At 64.7% G+C, this 14,943-nt stretch carries 13 protein-coding genes; 5 read left to right on the top strand and 8 right to left on the bottom strand.

The window, feature by feature from the left end; translation table 11 throughout:
- Positions 1-89: 89 nt before the first annotated feature.
- Positions 90-1,496 carry an APC family permease gene (locus tag RSO41_RS00375; RefSeq protein WP_315616660.1) on the top strand — a complete coding sequence of 469 codons (1,407 nt, stop codon included), beginning with the start codon at positions 90-92 and terminating at the stop codon, positions 1,494-1,496.
- A 79-nt stretch (positions 1,497-1,575) separates the two neighbouring features.
- On the opposite strand, the gene RSO41_RS00370 is transcribed toward RSO41_RS00375, so the two are convergent.
- The 6 genes from RSO41_RS00370 to RSO41_RS00345 all read right to left on the bottom strand — a co-directional run bounded on the left by RSO41_RS00370 (position 1,576) and on the right by RSO41_RS00345 (position 8,667).
- The gene (locus RSO41_RS00370; RefSeq protein ID WP_315616658.1) at positions 1,576-2,745 is read right to left on the bottom strand and encodes a fumarylacetoacetate hydrolase family protein; all 1,170 of its coding nucleotides are present in this window, start codon (positions 2,743-2,745) and stop codon (positions 1,576-1,578) included.
- 42 nt (positions 2,746-2,787) lie between these two features.
- Entirely contained in the window at positions 2,788-4,215 is a 1,428-nt protein-coding gene (locus tag RSO41_RS00365) for an FAD-binding oxidoreductase (RefSeq protein WP_315616656.1), read from the bottom strand.
- A gap of 43 nt (positions 4,216-4,258) precedes the next feature.
- Positions 4,259-5,515, bottom strand: a complete 1,257-nt coding sequence (locus RSO41_RS00360; RefSeq protein ID WP_315616654.1) for a TRAP transporter large permease — start codon at positions 5,513-5,515, stop codon at positions 4,259-4,261.
- Positions 5,512-6,003, bottom strand: coding sequence for a TRAP transporter small permease (locus RSO41_RS00355; RefSeq protein ID WP_315616652.1), 492 nt, complete (start codon positions 6,001-6,003; stop codon positions 5,512-5,514). Before RSO41_RS00355 ends, RSO41_RS00360 begins: the two co-directional genes overlap by 4 nt.
- Positions 6,004-6,186: 183 nt before the next feature.
- On the bottom strand, positions 6,187-7,278 hold the full coding sequence (locus RSO41_RS00350; RefSeq protein ID WP_315616650.1) for a TRAP transporter substrate-binding protein: 1,092 nt from the start codon (positions 7,276-7,278) through the stop codon (positions 6,187-6,189).
- A 75-nt stretch (positions 7,279-7,353) separates the two neighbouring features.
- Positions 7,354-8,667 carry an L-fuconate dehydratase gene (locus RSO41_RS00345; RefSeq protein ID WP_315616648.1) on the bottom strand — a complete coding sequence of 438 codons (1,314 nt, stop codon included), beginning with the start codon at positions 8,665-8,667 and terminating at the stop codon, positions 7,354-7,356.
- Positions 8,668-8,887: 220 nt separating this feature from the next.
- On the opposite strand from RSO41_RS00345, the gene RSO41_RS00340 reads away from it, so the two are divergent.
- Positions 8,888-9,814: a LysR family transcriptional regulator gene (locus tag RSO41_RS00340; protein WP_315616646.1), complete on the top strand. Its 927-nt coding sequence runs from the start codon at positions 8,888-8,890 to the stop codon at positions 9,812-9,814.
- Between the two features lie 33 nt (positions 9,815-9,847).
- On the opposite strand, the gene RSO41_RS00335 is transcribed toward RSO41_RS00340, so the two are convergent.
- A complete protein-coding gene (locus RSO41_RS00335; RefSeq protein ID WP_315616644.1) occupies positions 9,848-10,102 on the bottom strand; it encodes a hypothetical protein in 255 nt (84 codons plus the stop codon).
- A 62-nt stretch (positions 10,103-10,164) separates the two neighbouring features.
- The gene (locus tag RSO41_RS00330) at positions 10,165-11,745 is read right to left on the bottom strand and encodes an aldehyde dehydrogenase (NADP(+)) (RefSeq protein WP_315616642.1); all 1,581 of its coding nucleotides are present in this window, start codon (positions 11,743-11,745) and stop codon (positions 10,165-10,167) included.
- A gap of 171 nt (positions 11,746-11,916) precedes the next feature.
- Here RSO41_RS00330 and RSO41_RS00325 point away from each other — a divergent pair, with 171 nt between their 5' ends.
- From RSO41_RS00325 to RSO41_RS00315, 3 genes are read left to right on the top strand one after another with little or no spacing between them, the layout of a single operon-like run.
- Positions 11,917-12,681 (top strand): SDR family NAD(P)-dependent oxidoreductase, encoded by a 765-nt coding sequence (locus tag RSO41_RS00325; RefSeq protein ID WP_315616640.1) that lies wholly within the window; start codon positions 11,917-11,919, stop codon positions 12,679-12,681.
- Complete coding sequence (gene pdxA / locus RSO41_RS00320; RefSeq protein WP_315616638.1) at positions 12,678-13,682, top strand: 4-hydroxythreonine-4-phosphate dehydrogenase PdxA; 1,005 nt, start codon at positions 12,678-12,680, stop codon at positions 13,680-13,682. Before RSO41_RS00325 ends, pdxA begins: the two co-directional genes overlap by 4 nt.
- Positions 13,679-14,851, top strand: a complete 1,173-nt coding sequence (locus RSO41_RS00315; RefSeq protein ID WP_315616636.1) for a four-carbon acid sugar kinase family protein — start codon at positions 13,679-13,681, stop codon at positions 14,849-14,851. The genes pdxA and RSO41_RS00315 overlap by 4 nt, the downstream gene beginning before the upstream one ends.
- Positions 14,852-14,943: the final 92 nt, after the last annotated feature.

The following is a 14,943-nucleotide window of genomic DNA, read 5'->3' as shown; positions in this document are numbered from 1 at the left end:
GCCCCTCGTCCCTTCCCGCTTCGCGTATCGGGCGTTCGCTGGCCGATACGCGCGTCACGCTGCCTTTCCTCCTGGCTGGAGTCTTTCTCATGGAAGTCAACAAGAACAAGGTACTGCGGTGCCGCGACGTCACCCTGTACACCGTCTCGGCGATGCTGTTCATGGACCAGATCGCCCTGGCCGCCTCGCTGGGCTCGACAAGCCTGTTCTGGTGGGCCTACGTGCTGGTGCTGCTGTTCCTGCCCATGGCGATGATGACCTCGGAGCTCGGGACCGCCTATCCGAGCAACGGCGGCGTCTATCACTGGGTACGCCTGGCCTTCGGCTTTCGCTGGGGCGCCCGGGTGTCCTGGATGTACTGGGTCAACAACGCCCTGTGGATGCCCTCGGTCTATATCCTGTTCGCCAGCATGCTCAGCGCCTTCTACTTCCCCGACATGAGCCTGTGGCTGCAGATCTTCATCGGTTGCAGCCTGGCATTGGTGACCTCGCTGTGCACCAGCGCGAGCCTGCGCTTCGGCAAGTGGCTGCCCAACCTGGGCGCGGTATTGAAGTTGATCTCGGTGCTGGTGCTGGTGGTGGGCGGCCTGCGCTACGGCTTCAACGAGGGCTTCGCCAACCCCTTCACCCTGGAGGGGATCGTGCCGTCCTCGCCGGCGTCCATCGCCGCCCTGGGGGTGATGGTGTACGGCATCATGGGCACCGAGCTGGCCTGCTGCAGCGCCGCCGAGATGGTCGCGCCGCGCCGCGACATCCCCCGGGCGGTGCTGGCCTCGGGGCTGCTGATCGCCGCCTTCAACGTGCTGGGCACCATCGGGGTGCTGGCCGCGGTGCCCACCGACCAGACCGACGTGACCACCATCTTCGCCGAGTCGCTGTTCAACATGTACGGCCACGATGGCTGGGGCGGCCTGCTGGCCAACCTGGTGGGCGGCTTCGTGCTCTTCACCTTCTTCACCAACATGGTGACCTGGAGCATGGGCACCAACCGCGCCGCGGTGGAGGCCGCCCATGCCGGCGAGTTCCCCCGGGTGTTCGGCATCGTGCACCCGCGCCACGACACCCCGGTGGGCTCGGCGCTGCTCGCCTCCACGGTGAGCATCCTGGTGATGCTGGTCTACGGCCTGGTGGCCGACACCGCCGAGGGCCTGTTCTGGACCCTGCTGTCGATCTTCGCGATGATCTTCATGATGCCCTATGTGCTGATGTGCCTGGCCTTCATCAAGCTGAGGCTGAGCAACGACGCCCCGCGCCCCTTCCGCCTGCCGCTGGGCAATCGCCTGGCCTGCCTGTGGGCCGCCGTGGTCGGGCTGCACGTGGTCGCCGGCATCGTGTTCTTCGTGGTGACCCCCGGCGAGCCGATGGACTGGGACTACGCGGGCAAGATCCTCGCCGGCGTGTTTCTGGCCCTGGCGATCGGTGAGGTCATGATTGGCCTCGGCCGTCGGCAGAAGCGTCGCCGTCGGCCCGTCGCGGAACCGGCGATGCCGGGCTGAGGCTTGGCGCCGCCGACATATCAGGGAACGAGAGGGGCGGCCTGGAAAGGCCACCCCTTTTCGGTGGCGCGTCGACCCTTTACCGCCGCCTGGCCATATCGGCCTGCCACTGACGGATGCCGTAGGTCCAGGGCGGCAGCCGGTCCGAGCGGTCGACGCGGTTGACCAGGGCGCCGAGCGAGGGCGTGGCGATGGTCACCACGTCGCCCCGATGGTGGGTGAAGCCCTGGCCGGCGCCGTCGCGGTCCTGGATCGGCGAGAACATGGTGCCCAGGAACAGCATGAAGCCGTCCGGATACTGGTGATGCGCGCCGAGGGTCTGCTGGACCAGCTCCAGCGGGTCGCGGCTGATCTGGCGCATGTCGCTGCTGTCGTGGAGCTCGAAATCAGCATCCTGGCCCTTGATGTGCAGCGAGACACGGGCCTGTCGCACGGTATCGAGCGTAAAGGTGTCATCGAACAGGCGGATGAAGGGGCCGATGGCGCAGGACGCGTTGTTGTCCTTGGCCTTGCCCAGCAGCAGGGCGCTGCGCCCTTCCACGTCGCGCAGGTTGACGTCGTTGCCGAGCGTCGCCCCGCGGGCCCGGCCGGCGGCGTCCACCGCCAGCACGATCTCCGGCTCCGGGTTGTTCCACTCGGAGACCGGATGCAGGCCCACACCGTGGCCGAAGCCCACCGACGACAGCGGCTGGGCCTTGGTGAACACCTCGGCGTCCGGCCCGATGCCGACCTCCATGTACTGGGACCAGGCGCCGCGAGCCTGGAGCTCGGCCTTGAGCGCCATGGCGGCCTCGGAGCCGGGCACGATCTTCGACAGGTCGCCGCCGATCACCTGCCTGAGCTCTTCGCGCAGCTCGCCGGCGCGGGCCGGATCGCCGCCGGCCTGCTCCTCGATCACTCGCTCCATCAGGCTGACCGCGAAGGTCACGCCGCAGGCCTTGATCGCCTGGACGTCGCAGGGCGCGAGCAGATAGGGCGCCTCGGGCGTTGCCGTCAGCGAGCGTTCCAGCAGGGCCTCGACCGGGCCGAGATCCTCGCCCTCGGCCGTGGTCACGACGTCGATGGCATCGTCGCGCTCGAGCAGGTCGGCCATACAGGCGATACTCGCGCTGATGTCGACCACCCGGCCGTCGCGGATCACCACCAGGGCCGGGCCCTGGTGGGGGGCATCGCGCCAGACCCGGCCGACCAGTAGCGCATGGTCGGCATCGTCGGGCAGGAGCTCATGGGCGATGATGTGGGGGGGCATAGAAGGGTCCTTGTGGTCTCGATGTGGGGAAAATTGCCTGGCTCAACGCTGGGGGCGCGGCAGGATGCGCCCTGGGCTCATCAGCCCCCGGGGATCGAGCAGGCGCTTGAGGCCGCGCATGATGTCGTGCTCCGGAGCCGACAGGCGTTCGAGGAAAGGCGGCTGCTTGACCCGGCCGATGCCGTGCTCTGCGCTGATGCTTCCGTCGAACGCGGCGACGATGGTGAACAATCGCTCCTCAAGATCGTGCAGCAGACTACGCTTGGACTCATCGTCGAGGTGCTCCGGCGGCAGGACGTTGAAGTGCAGGTTGCCGTCTCCCACGTGGCCATAGGCGATCACCTGTGATTCGGGAGAGGCTTCAGTGATTGCCGCCTCTGCCTGCTCATAGAAGGCAGGCAGACGGGAGATCGGCAGCGAGATGTCGGTGCGCAGGTGCTCGCCGCGACGCTGCTGGCCTTCTAGCATGGCCTCACGCACTTGCCACAGTTGACGGGCCTGGATGTCGCTGGAAGCCAGTACTCCGTTCTGGAGCAGACCGTCCTCGAGACCGCGTTCGAACAGGGCCTCGATCATACTGTCAAGATCGGCCGGGCCGCTGGCCGCCACTTCCATCAGCAGGTACACCGGATGGGGCTCGTCCAGTGGATCGGGGAGCGAAGGATCAGCTTCGAAAGCCAGCTCCAGGCAGGCACGTGGGATCAGCTCGAACGCCGTCAGCAGGTCACAGCAGCTGCGCCGAGCCTGAGCGTAAAGGTCGAGCACCGAGTCGACATCAGGGCAGCCGATCAGGGCGGTTCGCGTCACCTGGGGACGGGGGGAGAGCTTGAGCACTGCGCCGGTGACGATGCCCAGGGTCCCCTCGGCGCCGATGAACAGTTGCTTGAGGTCGTAGCCGGCATTGTTCTTGTGCAACGATTTCATGTCGCTGAGCAGTCGCCCGTCCGGCAGTGCCACCTCGATGCCCAGTACCAGCTGTCGCATCATACCGTAGCGCAGCACATTCAGGCCGCCGGCGTTGGTCGCGATATTTCCGCCGATCTGGCAGCTGCCTTGGGCGCCGAGGGACAGCGGGAAGCTCAGGTCCTCGACCTCGGCGGCTTCCTTGACTGATTGCAGCACGCAGCCCGCGTCGACGCTCATGCTGAAGTTGATGGGGTCGATCGAACGCACACGGTTGAGGCGCTCGAGACTGATTACGAGTTCAGGGGTTTGGCTATCGGGCAGGGCGCCCTCTACCAGGCCACTGCCGCCGCCCTGGGGCACCACCGGGATATCGTGGCGATGACAGTAGCCGAGCACCTCGGCCACTTGTTCGGGAGTTGCGGGTCGAGCCACCGCCAGCGGCTGGCCGCCGCGGGCACCGGCCCAGTCGTTCAGGTAGCGTTCCACGTCGCTGTTCGCCGTTAACACGCCGTTGTCGCCCAGAGTCTGTCCGAGGAAGTCCAGAAGGCTGTCATGAGGGCTCATTAGGGGCGTCTCCGCTCAGCGGGCGGCCGTTGACCGCCGGTATTCATCGAAACCACAGGACCACTCCCGGGAACAACAGGAACAGCACCAGCAGTGCGATTAGGGTGAAGTAGAAGGGCAAGAGGCTCTTAACCAGGCTTTCCATGCCGACCTTGCCGACACCACAGCCCACGTAGAGCACGGTACCCACCGGTGGGGTGACCAGGCCAATCCCCAGGATGAAAGACATCAGTACCCCGAAGTACACGGGGTCGATGCCGAGCTTGACCACCACCGGCGTCATCAGAGGGGCCAGGATGACCATGGCCGGGGTCAAATCCATGAAGAAGCCGATGATCAGCAGGAAGGCCGACAGGAGCAGCAGGAGGAGCAGCTTGTTGTCGGTGATCGCCGACAGGCTCACCACCAACTGCTGGGGGATCATGTTGGCGGTCAACAGCCAGGCAAGCACGCTGGCGAAGGCCAGTAGCAGCATCACGACGCCGGTCAAGCGCCCGGTACTCACGCATAGCTCGAAGAAGCGTCTCAGCGAGAGGCTGCGATAGACGAAGAAGGACACCGCGAAGGCGTAGACCAGGGCGATGGCAGCACTCTCGGTGGGGGTGAAAATGCCGGTGAGGATGCCGGCCACGATGATCACCGGCAGCAGCAGTGCCAGGATGGCGTCCTTCAGGGCGCTGGCGAGTTCTGGGAAAGAGAAGGTCTGCCCCTTGCCGTTCTTGCGCGACTGGACGTAGGTGGTGGCGGCCAAACCCAGGGTGATCAGGATGCCCGGCACGATGCCGGCCAGGAACAGCTGAGAGATCGAGGTATTGGTGACCACGCCGAACAGGATCATCGGAATGGAAGGGGGAATGATGATGCCTACCACTGAGGCCGCCACCACGATGGCCGTGGCCATGGGAGCACTGTAGCGATGCTGCTTCATCGGCTCGATCATCATGCTGCCCACCGCCGAGGCGTCCGCTACAGCGGAGCCGCTAATGCCGCCGAAGAACATCGAGGTCATCACCGCTACCTGGCCGAGGCCGCCAGCGACGAACCCAACCAGGGCGCTGGCCAGGCGTACCAGACGGGTGGCGATGCCGCCCTCGCTCATGACTTCGCCGACCAGGATGAACAGAGGTATGGCCAGCAAGGGAAAGGAGTCGAGTCCATTGACCGCCTGGGCCACGATGGGTGACAGCGCATAGTCCGAGTAGAAGAAGATGAACAGGCTGATGGCGCCCAGCCCGAAGGAGATCGGCATGCCGATCACGATGCAGATGGCCAGACCGATGAGGATGCTCCACAGGATCATGGTGCGGACCTCCTGAGCAGGGCGATGAGAGTCAGGGTATTGGCGACCAGGGTCAGGCCGGCCATCACCGGCATGGCGCTGTATAGCCAGGTCTTGGAGATGCCGAGCATGGGGGTGGCGCTGATATAGCCGGAGATCAGCTCCTTGAAGCCCAGCAGGATGCAGAGGCACACGATGTAGATCACCGCCACGGCGGCCAGCCCGAGCATGCGGCGAAGCCTGGCCGGGGCCAGATCCTTGAAGTAGGTCACTGCCACGTGCTCTTTCTCCAGGCTGCCGAGACCGGCGCCTAGCAGTACCAACCATATGAACAGTACCCGGGACATTTCCTCGGCCCAGGCGTAGGAGGTGTTGAGCACAAACCGGCCAAATACGTTGGCGGTGACGCAGAACACTACACCGAGCACCAGCAGACCAACGGCGATGCGCAGCGTGGTGATGAGCCACCCCAGGAGTGCCGGGGTGGTTGTGGAGGAAAGAGGGATCATGGGTCACCTCCATGGCGACGACGAGTCCGCCGCCAGGGGCGGCGGTACCGTGCTGGGAAACGCTGCATGAATGACTGCGCTCGAGATTCTGGCTACCGGCAGTGTCCGAGGGCCGCGTTGACTCCTTTGGAAACGCCAGCCTCTACGCTCCGACGGCAGCCAGCCGCTCGTCGCATGTGGCGGTTATTCCGCGCTCCCTTGCCGGGAAGTGGCGCGTATTTTGTCGATCAGCTCACCGCCGACTTCATCTCTCCACTCGTCATAGACCGGGGACAGGGTCTCCTGGAAGGTGGCGACCTGTTTCGGCGTCAGCTCGGTGATGTTCATGCCTTCGTCCATCAATTCCTGCTTGATCTGGTCGTTGAGGGTACGGCTGACATGGCGCTGGTAGCTGCCCATCTTTTCAGCAGCGTCTACCAGCAGCTGCTGGTAGCCTGCCGGGAGTTCGTTCCAGAAGCGCTCGGACACCAGGGTGATGAAGGGCGTGTAGACGTGGTTCGACTCGGTGGCATAGTCCTGCACTTCGTTGAACTTGGAAGACTGGATGGTGATCCAGGGGTTTTCCTGACCGTCGACCACGCCCTGCTCGAGCGCGGTGAATAGCTCGGCAAAGGACATCGGGGTCGGGTTGGCGCCCAGGGTCTTCCAGATGTCCAGGTGGATCGGGTTCTGCATGGTCCGCACCTTGAGGCCGTCCAGGTCCTCGGGGGGGGTCACCGCGATCTGGCTGTTGGTCAACTGACGATAGCCATTCTCGGCCCAGCCAATGGCCTTGAGGCCATTGGTGCTGGCGGTCTCCAGCATGTGATCGCCGATCTCGCCATCGAGCACCTCATCAGCCACCTCCGGCGTCGGGAACAGGAAGGGCAGGTCGAACACTGCGAATTCCGGGAACATGTTGACCAGCGGTGAGGTCGAGGGTGCGGTCATCTCCAGGGTCCCGGACTGAAGTGCGCTGACCGCCTGGAGGTCATCGCCAAGCTGGGCACTGTGAAACAGTTCCACCTGGATATGGCCCTTGCTGCGTGCCTCGACGATATCCTCGAAGTACTCCAGGCCACGATACTGGGCGCCGGACTGGGTGGTACCGATGCTGAACTTGAGAGTGTAGTCGTTGCCGTCACCCTCGACGACGGTGCCGTCGACGCTAGGAATCGTCGGCATATCGGTGGAGGCCTGGGCCGTGACGGCAAGGCCGCCCAGGGCCAGCGCGGAGATTGCGACCTTGAGACGGTGAAGTGGGTAGGTGCTGGGCATCATTGTGGTTGTTGTCATGGTTTTCTCCTTGGGTGGCGTGCTGTGGCCGCCTCGGCTTGGCGCCGTTTTCGGTGAGGCGGTCGGATAGGCGGCTCAGGATTCTTGCCAGGCCGCTCCTGCGGGATAGCGGTGCATGTCCAGGGATTCGGGTTTCATGGTAATGCTGTAGCCGGGGGCCTCCGGAATCAGGTAGCGCCCTTGGCGAATTCGGACCGGGTCGACGAAGTGCTCGTGTAGGTGGTCGACGTACTCGAGCAGGCGTCCTTCCAGCGAGCCGGAGACGGCGATGTAGTCGAACAGTGAGATGTGCTGGGTGTATTCGCACAAGCCCACGCCGCCGCCATGGGGGCAGATCGGCACGCCGTACTTGGCGGCCAATAGCACCACGATGATGACCTCGTTGAGCCCGCCCAAGCGGGCGGCGTCCAGCTGGCAGTAGTCGATCGCCCCAGCCTGAAGTAGTTGCTTGAACATCACCCGGTTATGACAGTGCTCGCCGGTGGCCACACCGATGCCGCCCGGGCGGCCGCCGTTGAGCCGGCGACGAATCTCGGCGTGGCCGAGAATATCGTCGGGGCTGGTGGGTTCCTCGATCCAGTGAGGGGTGAACTCGGCCAGGCTACGCATGTTGACGATGGCCTCGTCCACGTCCCACATCTGGTTGGCGTCCATCATCAGGGTGCGGCTTTCCCCGATTTCCTCGCGCAGGATGGCGGCACGCCGCCGGTCCTCCTCGATATCGCCGCCGACCTTCTGCTTGAAGTGCTGCCACCCCTCGGCCAGTGCCTCGCGGCACAGGCGGCGCATCTTCTCCTCGGAGTAGCCGAGCCAACCGGCGGAGGTGGTATAACCTGGGTAGCCGTCGGCCTTCATCTCCGCCTCGCGGCTGGTCTTGGTAGCCGCCTGGCGACGCAGCAAAGCGATGGCTTCTTCCGGTGTGATGGCATCGGTTACGAAGCGGAAGTCCAGGCAGCGCACCAAATGTTCCGGTGTCATATCCACCAGCAGCTTCCAGATAGGCTTGCCCTCACGCTTGGCCCACAGGTCCCAAAGCGCGTTCACCAGAGCGGCGCTGGCTAGGTGCATCACGCCCTTCTCCGGTCCCAGCCAGCGCAGTTGACTATCCCCGCTGGTCAGCTCCCGCCAGAATTTGCCCATGTCGGCTGTGATGTCTTCTAGTTTTCTGCCCTTCAGTGCCGGTGCCAATGCGTTCACGGCGGCCACGCAGAGGTCATTGCCGCGGCCGATGGTGAAGCTCAGGCCGTGGCCTTCCTGCTCTTGGTCAGTGTGCAGTATGACGTAAGTGGCAGAGTAGTCCGGTGCCTCGTTCATGGCATCGGATCCATCGAGATGACGAGAGGTGGGGAAGCGAATATCGCGGGCTTCCACGCGGGTGATGGTGGTCATACTGACGGCCTTGTTGTGGGTGTTGTCGGTTGTCGAGTGGTTGAGCGAAGAGGAGATAGTGTCTCCTGTGCATTCGCGTTGTCTCTCGACGATAGAGTGGTCTCTTTCGTCACTGAGGACAGTCTAAGCAGAGCTATAAAAAGGCGGCCAATGGAATATTTTGTCCACCTGATAACTTCAGGTTATTGTGTCTTTTTTACGAACGATAATGGTGGTCTGGATGCCCCATGACAGTGGGACTCATGTCAAGGCTTGGCTCAGGCTGAAGCATATGGTGTTGCTGGTTGCCTTGGATGAAAGTCGCAATATGCATGCGGCGGCACGGCAGCTCAATATCAGCCAGCCCGCGGCCAGCAAGATGCTCAAGGATATTGAGGGCTTCCTTGGTATCGCACTCTTCCTCCGGGAGCCTGGGCGAATGGAAACCACTGCCGCCGGGGAGACGGTGCTGCGCTATGCGCGGCGTCTGCTCAATGACACCGATCGTCTGGTGGAGGAGCTCTCTTCCCTGCGCGAGGGTGGGCACGGGAGACTGGCACTGGGCTCGGTCCCCGGCGCCGCGCCGGTGATGTTGCCAAAGGCCATGGCGGCGTTGAAGGCACGTCGGCCAAGGCTTGCCATTTCGTTGATCGAGAACTCCAGTGACCGATTGCTGGCTGATCTGGAGTACAAGTTGCTCGACGCAGTCATCGGACGCTACACCGAACCTTCCCAGCGTCACCTGTTCGATTTTTTGCCGTTAAAGGAAGAGCCGGTGTCGGTGGTGGCGCGTCCAGGACACCCGCTGTGCCAAGGCCCCTTAGAGCTTGCAGAGGTAGTGCGCTGGCCTTGGGTCCTGCATCCCATGACCAGTCCCATGCGGGGGCTGTTTGAGGCAGCACTAGCCGAGGCTGGTGTAGCGTCACCGCGTAACGTCATCGAGACCACCTCCACCCAGGCGTCGCTGCAGCTGGTGGCAACCTCCGACACCCTGTCGGTACTGCCCAGTTCCGTGGTCAAGACGGCCTTTTCCCAGGGCCGCTTCGCGGTACTGCCGCTGACCATCGGCGAACCTCTGGGTTACTACGGTGTTTTGACGCGAAAGGAAGAGCCATGGCCGATGATGTTGACGGAGCTAGTCGCTACCCTTGTGGGAGAAAAAAGCTAGCTGTTTGACGAGGTATGAGTTAGGGATATAGGGCTATGAGATTGAAGCGTTGGTGGCTGAATAGGTGCGGAAAAGTGGTGGTAAGATAAGGTGGTTAGATGTCAGATTTTCAATGATTTGCGCGTCGAAATAGCGGAATAGGCGCCAGGTATGAGTGTCCATGGTGCCGATAAATTCTGGTGAGTAGCGGGCGAGGTGCCGGGGGAAAGCCTGTTGGAAAAGGTCGAGAAATGAGGTGTCTTTCCACAGCAGCGTTATGCTGTGCCGCTCGGTGTTGCTTCCGGTCATCAGGACAGGATCAATGGTATCTGGCCATCGACCCCGTCGTCAGGCAGCTGGAACGTCGATGCTTACGCCTCGCGCCGGCCGTCGACCAAGCGGCTGACGCCGGCCGGGTTTCCGTCCTGGAGCGCCTCGGGCAGCAGCCCTTGGGGCAGGTTCTGGTAGCACACCGGGCGCAGGAAACGATGGATCGCCGCGCTGCCCACCGAGGTGGTGCGGCTGTCCGAGGTGGCCGGATAGGGCCCGCCGTGGACCATGGCGTGGCACACTTCGACGCCGGTCGGCCAGCCGTTGGCCATCACCCGCCCGGCGCGACGCTCGAGGATCGGCAGCAGCGCGCGGGCGGCCGCCAGGTCACCGTCGTCCATCTGCAGGGTCGCGGTGAGCTGGCCTTCCAGGGCCTTGGCCACGCGCTTGACCTCGTCGAGGTCGGCGCATTCGACCACCAGCGAGGTGGCGCCGAAGACCTCGGCCTGCAGCGCCTCCTCACGTAGGAAGTCCTCGGCCGAGGCCACGAACAGCCCGGTCTGGCAGGCATTGGGGCCATCGCCGGCCGCGCCGCGGGCGACCTCGCGGGCCTGGCTGCTGGCCATCAGACCGTCGACCCCCTGCACGTAGGCGTCATGGATGCCCGGAGTCAGCATGGTCTGGGCCGCGGAGGCCTTCACCGCCTCGCCGGCGGACGCCACGAAGGTATCGAGCGCCTCGCCTTTGACGGCGATGACCAGGCCGGGATTGGTGCAGAACTGGCCGGCGCCCATGTTCAGCGAGCCGACGAAGGCCTCGCCCAGCGCCTGGCCGCGGGCCTTGAGCGCTTCCGGCAGCACGAACACCGGGTTGATCGAACTCATCTCGGCGTAGACCGGGATCGGCTCGGGACGCGCCTGGGCCGCCTGTACCAGGGCGGTGCCGCCGCCGCGCGAGCCGGTGAAGCCCACCGCCTTGATGCGCGCATCGCGCACCAGCGCCTGGCCGAGTTCGCGGCCGGAACCGTAGAGCAGCGAGAACACGCCCTCGGGCAGCTCGCAGCGGGCCACGGCGCGCTGCACGGCGCGGCCGACCAGCTCGGAGGTACCGGGGTGGGCGGCGTGGGCCTTGACCACCACCGGGCAGCCGGCGGCCAGCGCGGAGGCGGTGTCGCCACCGGCCACCGAGAACGCCAGCGGGAAGTTGGAGGCGCCGAACACGGCCACCGGGCCCAGGGCGATATGGCGCTGGCGCAGGTCGACGCGCGGCATCGGCGCCCGCTCCGGCAGGGCCGGATCGAGGCGCACGTCGAGCCACTCGCCGGCGCGCACGACGTTGGCGAACAGGCGCAGCTGGCCGCAGGTACGGCCGCGCTCGCCCTCGAGACGCGCGCGAGGCAGACCGGACTCGGCCATGGCGCGCTCGATCAGGTCATCGCCGATGGCCTCGATCTCCTCGGCCACGGTCTCGAGGAAGGTGGCGCGAGCCTCGAGGCCGGTCTCGCGGTAGGCATCGAAGGCCGTCCAGGCCAGTTCGCAGGCCTGCGCGACCTCGGCCTGACCGCCGGCGGGGTAGGCCGGGGACAGGGTCTCGCCGGTGGCGGGGTCGACGGCGTGGATCGCGGGGCCGTCGCTGGTCACGGCCTGCTGGCCGATGAGTTGCTTGCTGAGCAAATGGCTCATGGGTTGCTCTCCTGGTAAGGCTATCGGGTCATGACGCTCGTCGAAAATGCGGACGCAGGGTTGGCACCTTGTGTCGGTCATGCCTATTGTATCCTTGTATGATAGGTATGCTGTCAAATCAATGGCTATGATCGGTCAGGTGTTCATGGTCCGGACGGGAGGCCAGTGAGGATGTTCGAGGAACTGGTAGGCAAGCGAGTATTGATCACTGGGGCCAGCCGTGGCATCGGGGCGGCAATCGCCAGATGCCTGGGACGGTATGGGGTGGCAGTCGCGGTGCATTACCATGCCAGCGAGGCAGCGGCCCGAGAGGTGGCTGATGACATTGTCGGTACAGGGGGCCAGGCGGTGCTAGTGCGGGGCGACGTCAGCCTCGGCCCTGATGCCGTCGCTGTCGTCGAGCGGGCCGCCGAGCAGTTGGGTGGGCTGGATGTGTTGATCAACAACGCTGGCGACATGCTCGGCCGCGTGAGGCTGGAGGACATGGACGATGCGCAATATGACCGCGTGATGGACCTCAACGCGCGGTCGGTGGTGGCCGCGAGCCGGGCGGCATTGTCGATCTTTCGTCGCCAGGGGGGCGGCAACATTATCCATACTAGCTCGATCGCCGCACGCAACGGCGGAGGGGCTGGCGCCGGCCTGTACGCCTCGGCTAAGGGCTTCGTTAGCACCTTGACGCGTAATATGGCCAAGGAACTGGCGGCGGATGGCATTCGCGTCAACGCTGTGGCGCCGGGCACCATCGCCACCGACTTCCATGGCCGCTATTCCAGCGACGCCCAGCTCGAGGCGGCCCGCGCCACCATTCCCATGGGCAGGCTGGGTACCGCCGACGACTGCGTCGGCGCTTACCTGTTCCTGGCGACGGAGGCCCTGAGTGCCTATGTGACGGGCCAGGTCATCGAGGTCAATGGAGGTCAGCTGACGCCATGAGCGATCGCGTTCCCTTTTCCCTGGCCATCACCATGGGCGATCCGGCGGGCATTGGTCCCGAAATCGTCTGCCGGGCGCTGTTGGGCATGTCGCCGACCGAGCGGACTGCCACTTTGCTGGTGGGCGACCTGGCGACCTTCCGGCGAGCGGCGGTGATGCTGGACATCGACCAGCCGCTGGTTGCCTGGCGGCCAGGTACCTCTTCCCCCGCAAGGGGCGAGATCGCCGTGGCCCAGATCGAGCTCGCGACAGACGATCCCGTGACGGATGGCAGGATCTCCGCCGCAGCCGGGGACATGGCCTATCGCAGCGTGGCGCTGGCCGTCGAGCTCGTGCAGGCGGGGCAGGCCCGCGTCATCGTCACGGCGCCACTCAACAAGGCCGCCCTGCATGCGGCGGGCCACTATTACGATGGTCATACCGGCATGCTGGCCGCGCTGACGGAGGCCTCGTCCTCGTTCATGCTGCTGGCTTCCGGGCCCCTGTCGACCATTCATGTGTCGACCCATGTCTCGCTTCGCGAGGCCATCGAGCGTGTCACGGAGGCGCGCATCATGGCCACGGTCGAGACAGGTCATGCGCATCTGGTGGCGCTTGGGATGTCAGTGCCACGGATTGCCGTGGCCGGTCTCAACCCGCATTGCGGCGAAGGAGGGATCTTTGGCGACGAGGATGATCGGGTCATCGCCCCGGCGGTGCGCGCCCTCCGGGACAGAGGCCTGGATGTGAGTGGGCCTGTACCGGCGGATACCGTCTTCTATCGCGCCCGGCAGGGTGAGTTCGACCTGGTAGTGGCGCACTACCACGATCAGGGCCACATTCCGGTCAAGCTGATCGCCTTCGACAGTACTGTCAATGTCAGTCTCGGCCTGCCGATCCAGCGGACCTCGGTGGATCACGGCACCGCCTTCGACATCGCTTGGCAGGGGCGTGCCGATGCCACCAACATGGGGGCGGCCATCGCCTATGGTCGGCGCCTGGCCGAGGGAGGCGGGACATGAAGGGCTGTCGCGTCGCCATCGTAGCCGACGACCTGACCGGCGCGCTGGATGCCGCGGCCCCCTTTGCCGCCCGGGGGACCACGCCCCGGGTGGTGGTGACCCTTGAGGGCTTGCCCATGGCCTTACGGCGCTGGGGTAGGAAACCGCCCGGGGTGGTGGCGGTGAATACTGAATCGCGCCATCTGCCAGCATGGCAGGCGGTCGCCCGCGTCGAGCGGGCCGTGGCGCTGCTGGCCAGGCTCTCGCCGACCTTGTGGTTCAAGAAGATCGACTCGACGCTGCGGGGTCACGCGGTCCCCGAGAGCCTGGCGATGTCGCATTGGATCGAGCGGCCGATAGTGGTGGCGCCGGCAGTACCGTCCCAGGGACGGATCACGCGGCATGGGCGCGTCCATGTGCATGGTGCCCCCCTGGAAACCACCGACTTTGCCCGGGATGCCCGTTCGAGACCTCCGCTTGGCGCTCTGGATACTTTGTTTGCCGAGTTGGGGCACCGGCCGAAGCGCTTGTCGCCTGACCTGCCATTACCCGATGGTCCGGCTATTGTCGATGCTGAGGTGGATGATGACCTTGATCGTCTGTCCGGGGAGTTATGGGCGGCTCCGGGCCACTGGTTGGCAGTAGGTGCATCGGGTCTGGCGGCGGCACTGGCGCGTGGCCTCCACGGTGGTGTGTGCATGGGGCTGGAGCCTTGTCGTACCTCGGGAATATGGCTGGTGGTGGGGTCGCGTAGTCGCCAGACGCAACGACAGCTGGAGCGTCTCCGCGAGATGGCGCCTGACATGCCGGTGACGGACGTTTTGAAGGATGCTGGAGTGCCGCCATCGAGTCGTAGCCGTTTGCTCATTCCCGGTGCCAAGGGGGCGTATTCGGCGGAATGCGTGGCGCATCGTTTAGGCGATGCATTTGTCGCTGGCCTGCAAGTCTCGAAAGGTAGCCGCCATCTCGGAGTCCTGACCGGCGGCGATATTGCCATGGCCGTCCTGCAAAGGCTCGATGCCGGGGTCATCACCGTGACAGGTGAGTGGGAGCCGGGCGTGGTGCTGGGACACCCGGAGGGACGGGGGGAGTGGCCTTTTGTCACCAAGGCCGGGGGATTCGGTGATGATGAGCTACTGGTCCGATTGTACAAGACCTTAGGGTCTCATACGAAAGTCGTCGCTTCCTGAGGTTGCGTCTCTGTGGTGAAGTGCCTAGGTTTCTTTATGATGGTATGACAGGTATGCAATAAACCCATCGGCATTCACTTGACCTCTATCCC

This window comes from Halomonas sp. I1 (assembly GCF_032334135.1).
Lineage (GTDB): Bacteria > Pseudomonadota > Gammaproteobacteria > Pseudomonadales > Halomonadaceae > Halomonas.
Note: the sequence above shows the minus strand (reverse complement) of the source record. Positions and strands in the feature narration are given on the sequence as shown.